The 16,025-nt window shown below is 45.0% G+C and carries 19 protein-coding genes; 8 read left to right on the plus strand and 11 right to left on the minus strand.

Features of this window, described 5'->3' with window-relative positions; all coding sequences use genetic code 11:
- Nucleotides 1-35: 35 nt before the first annotated feature.
- Together KE627_RS04235 and KE627_RS04240 are read right to left on the minus strand one after the other, a co-directional pair.
- On the minus strand, nucleotides 36-530 hold the full coding sequence (locus tag KE627_RS04235) for an O-acetyl-ADP-ribose deacetylase (protein WP_013728788.1): 495 nt from the start codon (nucleotides 528-530) through the stop codon (nucleotides 36-38).
- Nucleotides 531-539: 9 nt separating this feature from the next.
- Entirely contained in the window at nucleotides 540-1,865 is a 1,326-nt protein-coding gene (locus tag KE627_RS04240; RefSeq protein WP_013728789.1) for a replication-associated recombination protein A, read from the minus strand.
- A gap of 315 nt (nucleotides 1,866-2,180) precedes the next feature.
- On the opposite strand from KE627_RS04240, the gene KE627_RS04245 reads away from it, so the two are divergent.
- The gene (locus tag KE627_RS04245) at nucleotides 2,181-2,396 is read left to right on the plus strand and encodes an NfeD family protein (protein WP_013728790.1); all 216 of its coding nucleotides are present in this window, start codon (nucleotides 2,181-2,183) and stop codon (nucleotides 2,394-2,396) included.
- A gap of 61 nt (nucleotides 2,397-2,457) precedes the next feature.
- Here the strand turns inward: KE627_RS04245 and KE627_RS04250 are convergent, their stop codons facing one another.
- From KE627_RS04250 to KE627_RS04260, 3 genes are all read right to left on the minus strand, one after another.
- Nucleotides 2,458-3,723 (minus strand): hypothetical protein, encoded by a 1,266-nt coding sequence (locus tag KE627_RS04250; RefSeq protein ID WP_225424161.1) that lies wholly within the window; start codon nucleotides 3,721-3,723, stop codon nucleotides 2,458-2,460.
- Between the two features lie 710 nt (nucleotides 3,724-4,433).
- On the minus strand, nucleotides 4,434-4,772 hold the full coding sequence (locus KE627_RS04255; protein WP_056938641.1) for a hypothetical protein: 339 nt from the start codon (nucleotides 4,770-4,772) through the stop codon (nucleotides 4,434-4,436).
- A gap of 191 nt (nucleotides 4,773-4,963) precedes the next feature.
- On the minus strand, nucleotides 4,964-5,884 hold the full coding sequence (locus KE627_RS04260; protein ID WP_013728792.1) for a PPK2 family polyphosphate kinase: 921 nt from the start codon (nucleotides 5,882-5,884) through the stop codon (nucleotides 4,964-4,966).
- Nucleotides 5,885-6,078: 194 nt separating this feature from the next.
- Here KE627_RS04260 and KE627_RS04265 point away from each other — a divergent pair, with 194 nt between their 5' ends.
- Nucleotides 6,079-8,046, plus strand: coding sequence for a M13 family metallopeptidase (locus KE627_RS04265; protein WP_013728793.1), 1,968 nt, complete (start codon nucleotides 6,079-6,081; stop codon nucleotides 8,044-8,046).
- Nucleotides 8,047-8,449: 403 nt separating this feature from the next.
- On the opposite strand, the gene KE627_RS04270 is transcribed toward KE627_RS04265, so the two are convergent.
- Together KE627_RS04270 and KE627_RS04275 are read right to left on the minus strand one after the other, a co-directional pair.
- Complete coding sequence (locus tag KE627_RS04270) at nucleotides 8,450-9,415, minus strand: ROK family protein (protein WP_056938640.1); 966 nt, start codon at nucleotides 9,413-9,415, stop codon at nucleotides 8,450-8,452.
- A 42-nt stretch (nucleotides 9,416-9,457) separates the two neighbouring features.
- Complete coding sequence (locus tag KE627_RS04275; protein ID WP_013728795.1) at nucleotides 9,458-9,619, minus strand: hypothetical protein; 162 nt, start codon at nucleotides 9,617-9,619, stop codon at nucleotides 9,458-9,460.
- A 144-nt stretch (nucleotides 9,620-9,763) separates the two neighbouring features.
- Here KE627_RS04275 and KE627_RS04280 point away from each other — a divergent pair, with 144 nt between their 5' ends.
- The 3 genes from KE627_RS04280 (at nucleotide 9,764) to KE627_RS04290 (ending at nucleotide 11,557) form a co-directional block, all read left to right on the plus strand.
- The gene (locus tag KE627_RS04280) at nucleotides 9,764-9,934 is read left to right on the plus strand and encodes a hypothetical protein (RefSeq protein WP_013728796.1); all 171 of its coding nucleotides are present in this window, start codon (nucleotides 9,764-9,766) and stop codon (nucleotides 9,932-9,934) included.
- 78 nt (nucleotides 9,935-10,012) lie between these two features.
- Nucleotides 10,013-10,807, plus strand: coding sequence for a type I methionyl aminopeptidase (map, locus tag KE627_RS04285; RefSeq protein ID WP_013728797.1), 795 nt, complete (start codon nucleotides 10,013-10,015; stop codon nucleotides 10,805-10,807).
- Between the two features lie 249 nt (nucleotides 10,808-11,056).
- A complete protein-coding gene (locus KE627_RS04290) occupies nucleotides 11,057-11,557 on the plus strand; it encodes a phosphatidylglycerophosphatase A family protein (protein WP_013728798.1) in 501 nt (166 codons plus the stop codon).
- On the opposite strand, the gene KE627_RS04295 is transcribed toward KE627_RS04290, so the two are convergent.
- Nucleotides 11,554-12,186: a DNA-3-methyladenine glycosylase gene (locus KE627_RS04295; RefSeq protein ID WP_041805979.1), complete on the minus strand. Its 633-nt coding sequence runs from the start codon at nucleotides 12,184-12,186 to the stop codon at nucleotides 11,554-11,556. The genes KE627_RS04290 and KE627_RS04295 overlap by 4 nt on opposite strands.
- A gap of 26 nt (nucleotides 12,187-12,212) precedes the next feature.
- Here KE627_RS04295 and KE627_RS04300 point away from each other — a divergent pair, with 26 nt between their 5' ends.
- Entirely contained in the window at nucleotides 12,213-12,581 is a 369-nt protein-coding gene (locus tag KE627_RS04300; RefSeq protein WP_013728800.1) for a DUF488 domain-containing protein, read from the plus strand.
- Here KE627_RS04300 and pgmB read toward each other — a convergent pair.
- On the minus strand, nucleotides 12,563-13,237 hold the full coding sequence (pgmB, locus tag KE627_RS04305) for a beta-phosphoglucomutase (RefSeq protein WP_013728801.1): 675 nt from the start codon (nucleotides 13,235-13,237) through the stop codon (nucleotides 12,563-12,565). The two genes, KE627_RS04300 and pgmB, sit on opposite strands and share 19 nt — an antisense overlap.
- Before the next feature lie 70 nt (nucleotides 13,238-13,307).
- The gene (locus KE627_RS04310; RefSeq protein WP_013728802.1) at nucleotides 13,308-13,748 is read right to left on the minus strand and encodes a VOC family protein; all 441 of its coding nucleotides are present in this window, start codon (nucleotides 13,746-13,748) and stop codon (nucleotides 13,308-13,310) included.
- A 177-nt stretch (nucleotides 13,749-13,925) separates the two neighbouring features.
- On the opposite strand from KE627_RS04310, the gene KE627_RS04315 reads away from it, so the two are divergent.
- Nucleotides 13,926-14,489 (plus strand): DUF2179 domain-containing protein, encoded by a 564-nt coding sequence (locus KE627_RS04315; RefSeq protein WP_013728803.1) that lies wholly within the window; start codon nucleotides 13,926-13,928, stop codon nucleotides 14,487-14,489.
- On the opposite strand, the gene KE627_RS04320 is transcribed toward KE627_RS04315, so the two are convergent.
- Nucleotides 14,486-15,397, minus strand: a complete 912-nt coding sequence (locus KE627_RS04320; RefSeq protein WP_013728804.1) for a ribonuclease H family protein — start codon at nucleotides 15,395-15,397, stop codon at nucleotides 14,486-14,488. The two genes, KE627_RS04315 and KE627_RS04320, sit on opposite strands and share 4 nt — an antisense overlap.
- Before the next feature lie 125 nt (nucleotides 15,398-15,522).
- Between KE627_RS04320 and KE627_RS04325 the strand changes: the two genes are divergently transcribed.
- Nucleotides 15,523-16,020, plus strand: a complete 498-nt coding sequence (locus tag KE627_RS04325) for a hypothetical protein (RefSeq protein WP_014940590.1) — start codon at nucleotides 15,523-15,525, stop codon at nucleotides 16,018-16,020.
- The last annotated feature ends 5 nt before the right edge of the window (nucleotides 16,021-16,025 follow it).

Raw genomic sequence — 16,025 nt, forward strand, 5'->3', positions numbered from 1 at the left:
GAAATTCAGTTATTGAGCTGAACTTCAGGATTTTGTTAGTTAGCCAGTGCTCTTTGGTAGGCATCATACGTCCCAGTATCAAAACACACCATCGTGACATCAAGTGGCGCGTCAAACGTTCGAATGGCGTCAATGGCAATCTTAGCGGCCTTATCAAGTGGAAAGTCATAGACCCCCGTGCTAATCGAGGGAAAAGCGACCGTTTGGCAATGATTTTCAACTGCCCGTTTGAGGCTATTCACATACGAATTTCGCAGCAATTGCGGTTCATTGTTATGTCCGCCACGCCAAATTGGCCCGGGGGTGTGAATCACAAATTTCGCCGGTAATCTAAACCCGGGTGTGACTTTGGCTTCTCCTGTTGGACAGCCGTTGAGCTTGCGGCAGGCCTCGTCGAACTCTGGACCAGCTGCGCGATGGATTGCCCCATCAACGCCGCCACCACCGCTCAAAGCGGTATTAGCGGCATTCACGATCGCATCAACCTGCATCGTGGTAATATCTCCTTTGATCAACTTAAATTGTGCCATGGTTTCACATCACTTTCTATGGGCTTTTTCCCATGCTTTGATTTGTTCCAAACGTTTTTTGAAGCGGACTTCATTGCCTTGCTCGGTCGGTTCATAATACGTGTGGCCAACCAGAGAATCCGGCATTGTCTGCATATTAGTCAACTTATCTTTGGCTTCGTGAGCATATTGATAGCCCTTGCCATAACCCAGCTTGGACATCAACGAGGTTGGCGCATTGCGCAGTTGCAGCGGCACCGGCTCGTTAATCGAGTGCTTGACGTCGGTTTCAGCACCCAGGGTGGCCTTATAAACCGCATTGGACTTGGGGGCCAAGGACAAGTAAATCGCGCACTCCGTCAAATGGACGTTACATTCCGGCATCCCCAAAAATTGGCAGGCCTGAAATACATTAATTGCCACGTTCAAGGCGTTAGTATCAGCCAAACCAATGTCCTCACTGGCAAACCGGACCATTCGGCGGGCGATATACAAGGGATCTTCGCCGCCACTTAACATCCGCGTCAGCCAATATACGGCGGCGTCCGGGTCGCTATTTCGCATTGATTTATGCAGCGCAGAAATAATGTTGTAGTGCTCCTCGCCGTGTTTATCGTACAGAAATGACTTGGTATTCATCAACTGGTGGAGATTGTCGGTCGACACGGTCACCTTGCCATCCTGCTTGGGACTGTTGTTAACAGCCATTTCCAAGGTGTTTAAGGCAACTCTGGCATCGCCATTGGCAAATTCGGCAACTTCTTTAACCGCTTGATCGTCAATCTCAATCGTTTCTTTTGGAAAGGCTGCTGGATTTTTCAGCGTCTGATGAATTAGCTGAACGATGTCATCGGTCTCCAAAGGTTGCAGCACGAATACTTTACACCGTGATAACAAGGCGGAATTGATCTCAAACGATGGGTTTTCCGTCGTTGCCCCGATCAGAGTAATGCTGCCCCGCTCCACAAATGGCAAAAAGGCATCTTGCTGGGCTTTATTGAATCGGTGAATTTCATCAACGAAAACAATTGTCTTGCCGCCCATCTCGCGGTTCGCCTCGGCGTCTTTCATAATCTCTCTGATTTCTTTGATGCCGCTGGTGACGGCACTGAAAGTGACAAACTTGGCCTGCGTTTTTTTGGCAATGATCTCCGCCAAAGTTGTCTTGCCAACACCAGGCGGTCCCCAGAAAATAATTGAGGGCAACTGGTCACTTTCAATAATTTCTCTCAGAACTTTGCCTTTGCCAACCAGCTGATGCTGACCGACAAATTGGTCCAGTGTCTTTGGCCGGACCCGGCTGGCTAAGGGCTGATTGCCGTCCTGGTTGCCGGCAAATAATGATTCCTGTTTCATGAAGACACCTCCTGACAAATGAAACTGATATGTATATGCCTATTATACGAACACACGTTCTAAACGTCAACTCTACCTTTATTTTAGCGCAATCAGCTTTCATTGACCGAATTTCGCAACTTATGGCCTGGCTGATCGTCTTCCTCTCTGGTCATGTCAAAATCACCCGGATTAATAAGACGCTCAAACAACGCAATCAATCCCAGAACAAATCGTGAATTGATGGGTGATAATTTCCCCTCAACAATAACAAACAGGTTATAATTAAGCTGAATTTACGGGCTGTCTGTTTGTTTTTTTGAGGGAGATGGCAAAATGTCATATAACAATAACTTCTATCGGGAGCCGGCATTTTGGCTGAGCATCTGTGCGGCTGCCGTGGGCTTGATGTCCCTATTTCTTGGTAATGCGGTCCAGTACAGCATCATCTGGTGGCTGCAATTATTGATCGTCGTCATTGCACTGATTGGGATTTTTTATTTCTTTTCGAAATATTCAAAGGATCAGGACAATAAGAATAAACATTTATAACACTAGAATCATCAAAGGCGCCCCATCTCTAATCAGAAATGAGGCGCCTTTGATGATTTAACTATGACAAATTAATCCGTTTTCGATACTTCCTAACCAGTCCGAGGCCTAACAACCCCAGCCAGCCAACAATCGACAAAGCGGTGAACAAGCCATTGAATTTAACTCCACGGCTTTGAATGCTGATTTTAGCTTGCTTGACGGTTTGTGGAATAGTGAGTTTAAAGGTCCCCCGATTTGAAGTTGCCGGCTTTTGGATGGTTTTGCCATTGAATTTGACCGTGTAATTCATCCCGGCATAGTGGACAAATGGTAAGTCCAATCTGGTTCCCTCTTTCATCGGCACGGTCAGCTGATAAGCAAGGGAATTGTTGCCTGGGTGCAGACTGGCCGTGGCGATTTCAAACCGCTGTCCATTTAAAATGGTCACCTTGTTGGCGAGATCATCAATGTGTTTTCCAGCCGTCACCGGTAAGTAATCGGTCCGCCCGGAACCGTTATCGGTTGGGAACTGATTCTGATAATCCTGGTTGTTCACCTTGTAATTTTGCAGGTTCAGGTTGGAACGTGGAATTTGATGCGTTGGCGTTGCTTTGTAGGTTAACTCAGGCTGACTGGTGCGGTTGAACTGATTATCATACGGGTTCTGATCGGTAGCTACGTTCATTGAATACATCGCTGAATAATCAAATGAATTAATCAGACAAAGGCTTGCAACAATCACCAGTGCACTGACGCCAATTGTTCTACGATTGAACTGGGTTGCCAACAGATAACTGCCAAAAGCGGCAATGAACATCACTAAAACCGGAATAATGCGGTGCCCACTTTGAATGGCCTCGATTCCATTAAGCAATGGAATGTGATGAATTAAATTCCATGGGAACAAGTTGGATAACACAAACAACGTTACCAAACTACTAAAGTAGGCATAGCGACCAATTGGCGGCACCCGTTTGATGAAGAATCCCCCAAAGATCAACACCAGCAATAAAATGAGGCCGATCCCTTTGTTGGCCAGACTCTGGTTCAGCCAGGTAAACAAACTTTGCGGATCTGCATACAGTGTTTGCGGATTCGGTCGCATCAATTTTTGGCTCATCGCCAACACCGCGATCGGTCCCCAAACGATCAGGCTCAAAATTAAACTATAGACGGCGGCGATGCCAATCTTCATCAAGCGAGCTGCCCGTTCTTTAACCGGCTGCTTGGTGAAAAAGGCCAGGTAAAACACCAATAAGGCGATGACCACAATCAACGTCGTCGGTGCCGTACATGATCCCGGTAATCCCAATGGTGAGCAGGTACCAACGATTACTGTCGTCAAACATCACTTCGTAAAGACCGGCAAAGGCCAGTGGGATGAATGGGTAGGCCAGAAATTCACCAAACTGAGTGGTGATAATTTCCATGACCAAATAAGTCGTCAATCCATATAAGATGGCAAAATAAAATGAAATTCGGCTGGACTTGGAAACCAATTTCATACTGTAATAAGCAATCACCAGTGTGGCAAACACAACCAGGACATAGGCAAAATAAATCGCGCTAATCGGCGAAAGTACGAACCGCAGCCCGGCAAATATGTACAGCCAAATCCATGGGTAGCAGGCCACCACCGCATCCCCAATTTGATTAAATGTCCGGGTGGCAATGTGGCTGAATGGCGCTCCGTTTTGAAGATTGGCCAGCATTTCCTCAATCCGGCTCAAATGAAACTGTAAGTCCGGGCCGGAATAGACATGCATTGTCAGCCAAAACGGCAAAACTGCAAGCAAAGATAGACAAAAAAAGCCGAGGTTGATGACCAGCCCCTGATGCTGGCGAAACTTGGAAAGTAATTGTTGATACATAAAAAATGGACCTCCTAATAAAAATTAGCGGTCCCCCCTGTCGCTGTTGTATTTTATGATACGAGATATCCGGTCAAAATTCAAATCTTATTCTGACATTAGTGAATGGTACAAAAAAACAACTCTTCCAAATTATGAAAGAGTTGTCTTAATGGGGAAAATAACACGTGTAAAAAGATTAAACTTAACGGTCAATCGTATCTGCAGTCATGTAGAATACGTCAGAAAGTGAAGTGGTCTTGTCAGCAAACTTCTTGTTCAAAATCAACTGACGAAAATCTTCGACTGAGATATTTTCAGTATCTTTGATTGGGAATGCCTGACCGGTGTATGAACCGGTTATTAACGTGATCACCAAACCATTCTTGCTGTCCAAATGAACTTGGTAATTCTCAAAGTAGATCCCATCATCATAACTACCGGACAAAAACTTGTGAGTTGCAAAATAGTCCGAAATAAAATCATTGAACTTCTCTTTTAAACTCAGTGCTTCTTTAAATTGTGTTTGAGTTGCGACTGTCATCGTAAGACTCCCTTTCTCTCAAAATTGTGTCTAATCAAATAACAACGCACATCTATTTTTGTAAATGGTCTTTATGAATCATCTACTAATTTTCATTTTAGTCCGTCAGTCGCATTGTGCAAGTGAAAAGCTAATGAAAACGTTGTCAGAACGCAATTTGTAACATTTGCATTCTGGCAACGTTTCCAATTTTATTTATTCTTTTTCGACTTTTCTGGAACCTTTTCCAATTCAGCCAGCGCTTTTTCCAATTCGGCCTTCTCTGATTCTGGCAGGTCAGGGTACTTAAGCGGTAATTCTTTCATTCGGCGATCAATGATGTCAGAAACACAAAGTCTGGAGTACCATTTATCGTCTGAAGGGATGATGTACCAAGGATTGGTCTTGTTGGCTGTGTGCTCAATCGCATCCTCATAGGCTTTCTGGTAATCGTTGAAGTAACGGCGTTCCTTAATGTCAGCTGAGGCAAATTTCCAATTGTGATCCGGCAGTTCAATTCGCCGCTTGAAGCGATCCCGCTGCTCATCGGCAGACATGTGGAGGAAGAACTTCAAGACCATGAAGCCGTTTCGGGTCAAATAGTCCTCAAAGAAATTGATATCCTTGAATCGGCCATCGAAGAATTTGTTATCCACTTGATCAAGCTTGGTGATCGAGCCAATCTTGGCATTGACAATCATTTCCGGGTGAACCCGACTGATCAGCACATCTTCGTAGTACGAACGGTTAAAAATACCGATAATCCCATGTTCCGGGATGTGTCGATGAATCCGCCACAGGTAATCATGGCTTAATTCAATTGAGGTTGGCGACTTAAAGCTTGTGACCTCAATTCCCTGAGGATTAACCCCGCTCAAAATGTGTCTGATCATACTGTCCTTGCCAGACCCATCCATGCCTTGAAAGATAACCAAGACACCAAAATGGTTTTGGGCATACAGTTTCCCCTGCAAATCTTGAAGCGTCGCAATATTATTTTCAATTCGTGCTTTAATGTCATCCTTGTTCAAATCTTCAACGGTGGCGGAAGTTGGAATCTTGGCAATCTTTAGATCCCGATCCCCGTTGTATCGAAAAGATTTCTCACGATCAAAAATTTTCTTTTCGTCCATAGTGTTGCCCCCTAAGGAATCATTAGTAACAACTTTATAATAGCTTATCCCTTGGAAAAATAACTAAGAGAATGTTTATTCTCCACATTTATTTCTCATATTGAGTATACTAGATTACATAGAATTAGTTTCATATAACGCTGTTTTAGTGTCGCTTGAAACATCTATCAACTCTCTTTGAAGGAGGACTTAATTTGAATATCTTAAAAGCAAACTCAACAGCTGGTGGCCAATCCGACCAACCAGCCGAGGATTCAATCGACAAGTCGTTATTAAAGGACGACCTTTACAAAGCCGTTAACGGCCGTTGGGAAAAGACCGCCAAGATTCCGGCCGACCATTCGTCAACGGGTGGCTTCATGGATCTCAATGACAACATCGACAAACAATTAATGAGTGACCTCGATGACATCATCAAGGAAAATCAGCCACACGAGGCGCCATTCTCCGAATTCTTGAAGTTGTACGAACTGGCCCGCAACTATAAGAAGCGGGATGCAGACGGTGGCGAACCACTGAAACCGTATTTGGAAAAAATCGAAAACATCACTAATTTTGATGATTTGAACGAACTTTTGCCGGAGCTGGTTAAGGAAGGTTACCCACTGCCATTTGGCTTTTGGGTTGAACCTGACATGAAGAATACGCAGGTTAACGCTTTATTCGCAGCGGTTCCCGGCCTATTTCTTCCCGACCGGACCTATTATGAAAACAATAATCCAGCTTACAAGCAATTGATGCCGGTCTTCACCAAGATGGCCAGCCAATTACTGGTATTAGCGGACTACAGCAGCAATGAAGCGGATGAAATTGTCGAATCAGCCAAACGGTTTGATGCCAAGATTGCACCAAACGTCAAATCGGCTGAGGAATCTGCCGATTACAGCAAGATGTACAATCCTCAGAAGTTTGCCTACTTCTCAGAATCAAGTTCTCATCTCGATTTTGTCAATCTGGCCGACGCGTTGTTTGGCAAGGCACCGGAGCAGATCATCGTGACCGAACCGAAGTTTTACGAGCGCTTTGACGGTCTGGTTAACAGTGACACCTTCAAAGACATGAAGAACTGGATGCTGGTCAATATGGTCCGTTCAGCATCCGGCTATCTATCAGAAGAATTCCGTCAGACCGGTTCTGTCTTCAGCCGTGCGCTATCCGGTAAGAAGGAAGCAACGCCACAGAAGAAATCAGCCTTCTATCTGGCAGAAGGAACATTTGGCCAAACAATTGGTGACTATTACGCCAAGAAATACTTTGGCCCGAAAGCCAAAGCTGACGTTGAACACATGGTTAAAAACATGATCAACGTCTACAAGAACCGTTTAAGCAATAACACCTGGCTGGGCAAAGACACCCGCGAGAAAGCCATTTTGAAACTGGACAAACTCGAACTCCAAGTCGGTTATCCTGACCACATCGATGAATTGGAATACAAATTCAAAGTGACCCCTGAAAATGAAGGTGGGACCCTATTTGACAACATGTCCAAGTTTGGTGCGATTACCGTCCAAGACACCTTTGAGAAATTGGGTAAGCCGGTCGACCGAACAAAATGGGAAATGAGCGCCGCAACCGTCAACGCTTACTACGAACCATTTAAGAACATCATCGTCTTTCCAGCCGCAATCCTCCAAGCACCGTTCTACAGCTTGAAGCAGACTTCCAGCCAGAACTATGGTGGAATTGGCGCAGTCATCGCGCATGAAATTTCGCACGCATTTGATAACAATGGTTCTCTGTTCGATGAATTAGGTAATTTGAATAATTGGTGGACGAAAGAGGACCATGAATACTTCTCCAAGCTGGCCGACAAGATGATCAAGGAATTCGATGGCATTCCATTTGCGGGTGGTAAGGTAAATGGGAAGCTGACGGTTTCCGAAAACATCGCCGATGCCGGTGGTCTGAGCTGTGCCAATGAAGCGGCCAAGAATGAGGCCGACTACAACTTGTATGACTTCTTCATCAACTGGGCTAAAGTATGGCGGATGAAGGCCACGGAACAGTACAAGCAGCTGCTGTTAAATATCGACGTACATGCCCCAGCTGAATTGCGGGCCAATGTTCAAGTGAAGAATTTGGATGATTTCTATACAACTTTTGATGTTAAAGACGGCGATGGAATGTATCTTGAACCTGATAAGAGAGTGAAAATTTGGTAGGAAGCAGACCTATTGAAACGCTTTTTATCCAAATAATAATCGAATAAACACAAAATGGCACCTAACCGCAAAAAAAGTTTAGTGCCATTTTTTATTTTTACTATTTGCTATTAGAAGTGATCAATAACCAGCCAAAAGTAGCCTTTGCCGGCCCTTAGGCAAAAAGCACGCTTCTTAGGTTCTTAAGTGCTCCCTTCAGCCTCTCAAATGTGTTCCGACGGGCCTGACCCTAAACCCAGCCCTCAGCCAAAAAACACGTTTATTAGATTCTTAGGTGCTCCCTTCGGCCTTTAAAATACGCTCCGACGGGCCAAAGGCTAACTTCTAAGCGCACTTTAATTAAAGTTCCAAACCCAGGAACTTCAATCAAAGTACCCTTAGAAACCGCATCTCCCGGCCCTCGTCACACTCTTATTTTTTGCCCCGCATACACCGCCGCACCGACCATTCCTGCTTCATCGCCCAGCTGCGCCATCTCCAGCTTGCAGGCTTCACGGGCCACCGGCAGTGAATGATGCGCCAAGGTTTCGCGGGTATATTTGAACAATGGCTCTCCGGCAGCCGAGACACCGCCACCCAGGATTAACGTTTCCGGATTAAACAAATTAATCACGTTGCCCAAACCAAATCCCAGCAACTCGCCAGTTTCTTTAAAGACTTCAATAGCTGTTGGATCTCCTTTTGCCACCGCTTCCGAGATCAATTTGGTGGTCAGTTCCTGCCCTTGTGACATCCATTCGCCAACCAAGCTGGTTTCGCCGTCAGCCAGTTTTTCCTGCATGGTTTTGACGATCCCGCGAGCGGAAACATACCGTCCCAGACAGCCGGTACTGCCGCAAGCACATGGCCGGCCGTGGCGGTACATGTTCATGTGGCCGATCTCACCGACACTATTGGAAGCGCCATATAACACTTGGCCGTTAATCAGAACAGCTGCGCCCAGCCCAGTACCAATCGTGACCAGGACAACGTTTCGATGACCTCTTCCGGCCCCGAACGCCATTTCGCCGTACAGATTAACTCGGACATCGTTGTCAATGAAGACCGGTTGGCCCAGCTTCTCATGCAGCCACTCGGCGACCGGGACATCCTTCCAGTCGGTAAAATTCGGTGAAAAAATCGAAATCCCCTTTTCCACATCCATTTGCCCGGGAATGCCAAAGCCGGCAGCCAAAATATCATCTGAGGTAATCTTTTCCTGAGCCATTAATTGCTGGCAGCACGCCCAGATCCGCTTCAGTACTTCAGTGGGACCGGCCTCTTCATGAGTCGGCTTATGTAATTTTTGGACCGTTTGAAAATCCTCATCGAACAGTCCGGCCTTAATGTTGGTCCCGCCAAGATCAACACCCAAATAATATTTTGTCATATCGTCCACCTCACAACAGCGATCAATTCAATCAAAAAACGCTTACTTACTATGATAATAACCGATTAGACTGCATAAAGCTTCCAAAAACATTCCAATCACCATCAGATACATGACGACCATATTCATGCCCAGATAAAGCAGAATGCCCATCACCAAATACAACAGTACAAAGAACCAACGTAACCAAATATTATTAACCATTTCGATCCCCTCCAGATCCATTTTAACTCTTACATTAGAATCTTTACAATCTGTGAACAAATAATTTGTAAAAACGCGGTTTTAATGTAAACTAATGATTATTAGGATATAATATATGTAAAGAGTAATTGGAGAGGTGATACCATGAACTTAACAGAATATCTTCATTCGCAGCTCAAGTTTTTAAATGACCAGATGAGTTCCGCTAAGAAAGATAAAGACGAAACGATGCAATATCTGGTAGATTCAAAGATTACAGAAGTCAAATTAATCTTGGAAGCCCTCCAAAAGGGAATCATCGATGGAATAAGTTAAAATGTGGCCGATTGGCCATTTTTTATGTTTTAATAGACTAGTGCGTAATAAAGATTGATTAAAAAAGGAAGTAGAATATTGATTACATTAAAATCACCACGAGAGATTGAGAAGATGGCTGAATCAGGTGCTGTTCTGGCCGGCGTTCATAAGGAACTTCGCAAGATGATTAAGCCCGGTTTGGACACATGGGACATTGAGTTGTTTGCCCGCCGCTATATCAAAGATCACGACGCCTACCCTTCAGAAATGGGCTTTGACGGCTACAAATTTGCGACATGTATTTCCATTAACGATGAAGTCGCTCATGGAATTCCCCGTAAAGGCTTGAAGTTAAAGAACGGCGACATCCTCAAAGTTGATATGTGTGTCAACAAGGATGGCTTCGAAAGTGATTCTTGCTGGACTTATGCTGTCGGTGACGTCAGCGATGACATCAAAAAATTAATGGAAGTTACTCGCAAAGGCTTGTACCTTGGCATTGACCAAGCTGTTATTGGTAACCGTCTTGGTGACATTGGAAATGCCATTCAAACTTACGTGGAAGACCAAAACCACATGGGCGATGTCCGTGAACTGATTGGCCACGGCATTCAGCCCTCCATTCATGAAGAACCCAACGTTCCCGCATATGGTGTCCCAGGCCAAGGCCTTCGTTTGAAGGAAGGTATGACGATCACCATCGAACCGATGGTTAACACCGGTACTTGGGAAATTGCCGACCGTTACGACAAGAAGGATGACTGGACATACTACGTTTCAGCCGATGGAACTCCTTCAGCTCAATATGAGCATACCTTGGCCATTACCAAGGATGGTCCAAAGATTTTAACTTCCCAGGATCCAGACATTGACGCAAAATATCTGCTTTAATTTAAATCATCAACAAACGGCCGGGACATTTGTTCCGGTCGTTTGTTTAGATTTGAGAACCGCCCCTCCAAGCGGACTCCTAACCGCTTGGATCCGCTCACTTTTACAGGACAGCTCCTCCAAGCAGGAGTCTCCTTGTAAGCACCTCGCAAGCAAATCCCCAAAAACCGGGAATTTACTTCCGAGGAGACTTACAATCCGACTCCTAACCGCTTGGATCCGCTCACTTTTACAGGAAGGAATGATTACATGAACAATAAGAACTTTAAATTTCCTGACACTGCTGCCTACGAATTTGTTATTCAAGCACTCAAAGACCGCGGGGTGACCTATGAAGACATCGCCGAGATGGCCTATAATCTTCAAAAGAAATTTGTCCCCAACATTCAAATGGACGAAGTCAAAAAAGACACCATCGACGTGCTCCACAAACGAGAGGTTCTCAATAACGCCATGGTCGGCCTGGAGCTGGATCGATTGGCAACTGAAGGCAAAATCAAAGAACCCCTTGAAAGCATCATCATGAATGATTCCGGCGTTTTTGGCGTTGACGAAGGTATTGCCTTAAACATTGCCAACATCTACGGCACGATTGGAATTACCAATTATGGCTTTGTTGACCGGGAAAAAACTGGCGTCACAAAAAAATTGGATGAAGCCAAAGACGGCACATCCAATACGTTTATTGATGATATTGTCGGCGCGATTGCCAGTGCGGTCTCAGCGAAGATCGCCCACCGGAACAACTAACGCCAACCATGTGATTTTTGATCATAATCCCGCTTTTTAATACCGGAAACATAGGGATTGCCCTTAACAAAATACCGCAGTGGCTTGGTCGCCCAAGTCCCTTGATTCGCAACCCCGATTCGATTAGATTCTTCAATCTGAATGGGGATTTTTTTGTCATCTTGATGAATATTTAACTTGCTGTTACCAAAGATTTGCATATTCATATCTTTATCGGCAATCCCAAAGGCTTCCATCAATTTCCCCGGACCATTGGTGAGCTCAACGCCATGCCGGGTACGGTTCTGTTCCATAACGGCTAACCCAATTGTTGGCTCAATTGCCCGGATCAAAATCCCCTGGGGGACATCTTTTGCTTGAGCCGCAACATCCAAGAGGTATCGCCCATGAATCGAATAGATGTACACTGTTCCCGGAGGCCCGTAAAGCGGTTCGTTGGAAGCTGTCCGCCGGCCCTTAAAAGCATGGGCAGCCGAATCCTTTTGTCCCATATAGGCTTCGGTTTCAACAATTCGGCCACCCACCAGACCTTTGGGGGAATCATAGGTTAAAAGCATCCCCAACAATTTCTTGGAGATTTCGTCGGTGGTGCCGTTAGAATAAAATGGGTCTTGGTCCAAATCAACCATCCCTTTCAACAAATGGAGGTTATCACATGCAATTAAAATTAGAACGAATTTACGATAAGCCGCAGGATCTTTCCGGCTACCGAGTCCTCGTCGACCGCCTATGGCCTCGAGGGATTTCCAAAGTCAATGCCAAGCTGGATGAATGGGAAAAAGAAATCGCCCCATCCAAAGAGCTGCGCACCTGGTTTTCACATGACCCAGAAAAATTTCCCGATTTTAAGGAAAAATACGTCGCTGAACTTGACGCCAACCCACAGACCAAAGAATTCCTCAAACTAATTGGTGATCAGCTCAAGAATGGCAATGTGATCCTGCTTTATGGTGCCAAAGATCGTGAGCACAATCAAGCAGTCGTCTTGAAACAATACTTAACCGATCACTTAGGCCAGCTTTGACGAATATTGGCCAGGGTCAATTCTTTAGTGGACTCAAAGTTAATATCGGCCATTGTTAGAACTTCCGGATCACCAACACCAATTGAGACCACGTTAGCAGCGTTAATCGACTCGACGCCGACAATCCCGTCATCGATGCCAATACATTGATCAACGTTCAGGTGGAGCATCTCAGCGGCCTTTAAATACACATCGGGTGCCGGCTTGTTATGCTTGATGTCGGCCAAATTCACAATCAATGGAAAGTAATCTTCCAATTCAAGTTTGTGGATCTCTTTAGGCGCATTAGCCGAGGCCGAAGCAATAATCATCTGGTAGTGGTTCAACCGGAGCTCAGCTAGAAAGTCGCGAATCCCCGGTAAGATATCATCTGGATTCATGATCTCAAGCATTTGCTGATAAATGGCGTTCTTCTTGTCAGCAAGTGCTTCTTTTTGCTGGTCAGAATATTTGCCAACCAACCCGCCGACACGTAAAATCTCGTTTAACGAATCGATCCGATCACGGCCCTTGATCGCCTCTTCCAGGTCTTGATTCCACTGCACACCAATCTCTTCGGCAATCTGACGCCAAGATTGGCTATGGTACCGCCAGGAATCGGTAATGATGCCGTTGAGATCAAACAACACCCCTTTGATATTAGTAAAATCAGTCATTTCAAACACCCTTTCTTACAAAAAAAGACTGAAAACAAGATTGTGTTTTCAGCCCCAGCGGCAGCTTGAATTATTTAACAGCGTTAAAGATCCAAGTGATGCCATACTTGTCAACAATCTGGCCGTATTTGTTGCCAGAAGTTTTCTTTTCAAAAGTTACGATTACTTTGACTTCTTCTGATTCCACCACTCGCTCGTACAAATCCTGCAACGAGGAAAGGGCATCGGAATCATGCAGATCAACTTCAAACATCAGCGAAATCATCGAGGAAATCACCGGCTTACCTAAAAAACTGTCCGCACAAAAAATCTGCTTGCCTAAAATGTTGAAACTGGCTTGCATCGTAAGGTCGTCGAGATTGACATCGTCATTAAGCGACATGTCTTGCGCCTGCTTTTCAGTTGGGGATTCACGTTGAACATCCGTGGCACCAAAAACAGTTTGATAATAATCCAAAGCTTCTTTGGTGTTTTCGAACGTCAAATATGGAATTAAATTAATATTACTCATTAGGTCAGCAACCCTTACATTTTAATATTATTCAAAGTTTAGAATACCTTTAAATACAATAGTTGTCAACGTCAACCGTCTGCCAATGCCTATTCTGATAGGAAATGGCGTCCTTTTTGGTAATAATTTTTGGAAAAGTGATAGACTTAAATTAAACGGATCGGGAGGAACTATTTAATGAAACTTGCAATCACAATTTTTGTATTAAACGCGTTATACATTTCGATTAATACCTTCAGAACAATGCTGGTTGTGAAAGGCCACCAATTTTTAGCCCCCATCGTGGCCGTCGGCGAAGAGTTTGTCTACGTGATGGCGTTAGCGATCGCTTTGCAGCATATTGACAGTCCGTTAAACATCGCCGCATATGCGGTTGGGTTCGGTGTTGGTATCTACATTGGAATTGTCATCGAAGACAAGATCGCCTTGGGGTACGTCAACTTTGAGGTAACCGTCCAGATTGACCCGACAAATCCGATTCATGCCCACAATGAAGAGTTGGCCGAAAAGTTGCGGAATCTCGGTTACGGTGTTACGGTCAGCCGTGCTGAAGGCCGCTCAGGAGCCCGCCTGGTTCTCAGCATTCTGGCTCCCAGAAAAGCCGACCGTCGTTTGATGGAACAAATCAAGGAAATCTCACCTGACGCTTTCGTCATGGTTCAAGAACCGGTTCAATTATCCGGTGGCTTCTGGAGTAAAGAAGTTGACCGGCGTTATCATTCAACCAATCATATGCACTAATCGTCATCTTCATCGAATAAGCCGAGCTGTTTGAGACTATTTTTAATATCTTGAACTGAAGTTGGCGTCGTTGGTGCCGCTTTTCGATGAATGGGCTTTGGCTGCCTTGGAGTTGGCTGTTGTTTGGTCGGTTGAGGTTTAGGAATTGGCTGTGGATCCGGCTTATCCGGGGTAACGGCGGGGCTGGCCTGCGGATCCAGCTGACCCATTTGATCCATGGTTTGGTTTAACAGGTGGTCGACAAAAACATTTCCCTCATCGCCTGCGTGCCCCTTGGTCCAATAATACCGAATGATCGGGAAATCTCTCAGATTGGCATCAACTGCTTGCCAAAGCTGCTTGTTATGCAGCTTCGAGCCGTCGCTCTTGTTCCAGCCGCGGCGTCGCCAACCAGCCAGCCAACCTTTTTGAATCGCATCCAAAACATACTGGGAATCCATGACTACACCAATCCGCTCATTTTGCAGACCCTGGCGTTTCAAATACTTCAGGGCCTCCAAGAAGGCCATTATTTCCATTCGATTATTCGTAGCACCAAATTCGCCACCGGATTCGAAATATTTTTGACTACCAGTTTGAACTAAAAATGCCCAGGCTGCTTTATCGCTGGCTTTTACGTGGCCGCCACGATGGTTGCCGTGGTTGCGAGAACCGCCGTCGGTGTAGACGATAATATCACCGTCCGGTTGGACTGAGCGGCGACCCGTCGAAGCCTTTTTGTGAGATTTGTGGTGTGGCTGAGTGGGCGGCGTTGTTTTTTTCGCCCCGTTGAGATAGGCATTGGCTTCGGCTTCGGTCTTAAAACTTTTATATTGGGCACCGGAAAATCCTTTAACCTTCTTTTCGGCCTCGTCCCAACTGGTAAAGATGCCGGTCTTTCGACCTTTTTTAACTGCGTAATATTTCATGAAAATCATGGCTCCTCAATGTAAAAATTTCAGAAAAAATGTTAATTATTAATTATAATGTTTCTATCTACTTTGCAATTAGATAAATCTATGCGAAAATGTTAATAAAAGGGGGCAAATTTAATATGACCCAAACTAAAGCCACATTGATCTCGGTCATTGAAGCCAAAGCACTTCTAAAAGACCAGTCAGATCAAATAAACGAGCGTTTTCCCCGATTAAAAAAACAAGGTAAGTATATTCTACCTGATTATCGGTTAACAAGAAAACGTGAAGCTTTCAAGATTCGAAAGCATACATTTTTACAGCACCACGCACGTTCCTACGTTGCATTTGATTCCGAGAACGGACAGACGCTTTGGATGCACAACTTTCCAAGCTTGACTGAAGCCTTGTTTTGGTTGGATACCGGTCTTAAACCTACCGATACCGACACTAACACATCGTATAAGTCATGGAAAGATCTGCACGAAGATGACATTAACGCCCTCAAAGACATTTTGAAGGAACGTTCTCGTAAACGCAAGGAAGCGGCGGCTGCCAAAAAAGCTGCCTCGGTTCCCAAAAAGAAACCGGCAGCTGTCAAAAAGTCGACAGTAGTTAAGAAAAAGAAAGCTAACTAATTCGT

Origin of the sequence: Lentilactobacillus buchneri, assembly GCF_018314255.1 — a bacterium.
Lineage (GTDB): Bacteria > Bacillota > Bacilli > Lactobacillales > Lactobacillaceae > Lentilactobacillus > Lentilactobacillus buchneri.

Coding starts and splice junctions, on each gene's coding strand:
- KE627_RS04255 (WP_056938641.1), bottom strand. CDS start 4,772: ATGACAGTCGCAACTCAAACACAATTTAAAGAAGCACTGAGTTTAAAA.
- KE627_RS04270 (WP_056938640.1), bottom strand. CDS start 9,415: ATGACAAAATATTATTTGGGTGTTGATCTTGGCGGGACCAACATTAAG.
- KE627_RS04325 (WP_014940590.1), top strand. CDS start 15,523: ATGACCCAAACTAAAGCCACATTGATCTCGGTCATTGAAGCCAAAGCA.
- KE627_RS04260 (WP_013728792.1), bottom strand. CDS start 5,884: ATGGACGAAAAGAAAATTTTTGATCGTGAGAAATCTTTTCGATACAAC.
- KE627_RS04300 (WP_013728800.1), top strand. CDS start 12,213: ATGCAATTAAAATTAGAACGAATTTACGATAAGCCGCAGGATCTTTCC.
- KE627_RS04245 (WP_013728790.1), top strand. CDS start 2,181: ATGTCATATAACAATAACTTCTATCGGGAGCCGGCATTTTGGCTGAGC.
- pgmB (WP_013728801.1), bottom strand. CDS start 13,237: ATGACTGATTTTACTAATATCAAAGGGGTGTTGTTTGATCTCAACGGC.
- KE627_RS04235 (WP_013728788.1), bottom strand. CDS start 530: ATGGCACAATTTAAGTTGATCAAAGGAGATATTACCACGATGCAGGTT.
- KE627_RS04290 (WP_013728798.1), top strand. CDS start 11,057: ATGAACAATAAGAACTTTAAATTTCCTGACACTGCTGCCTACGAATTT.
- KE627_RS04295 (WP_041805979.1), bottom strand. CDS start 12,186: ATGGTTGATTTGGACCAAGACCCATTTTATTCTAACGGCACCACCGAC.
- KE627_RS04315 (WP_013728803.1), top strand. CDS start 13,926: ATGAAACTTGCAATCACAATTTTTGTATTAAACGCGTTATACATTTCG.
- KE627_RS04310 (WP_013728802.1), bottom strand. CDS start 13,748: ATGAGTAATATTAATTTAATTCCATATTTGACGTTCGAAAACACCAAA.
- KE627_RS04240 (WP_013728789.1), bottom strand. CDS start 1,865: ATGAAACAGGAATCATTATTTGCCGGCAACCAGGACGGCAATCAGCCC.
- KE627_RS04320 (WP_013728804.1), bottom strand. CDS start 15,397: ATGAAATATTACGCAGTTAAAAAAGGTCGAAAGACCGGCATCTTTACC.
- KE627_RS04275 (WP_013728795.1), bottom strand. CDS start 9,619: ATGGTTAATAATATTTGGTTACGTTGGTTCTTTGTACTGTTGTATTTG.
- KE627_RS04280 (WP_013728796.1), top strand. CDS start 9,764: ATGAACTTAACAGAATATCTTCATTCGCAGCTCAAGTTTTTAAATGAC.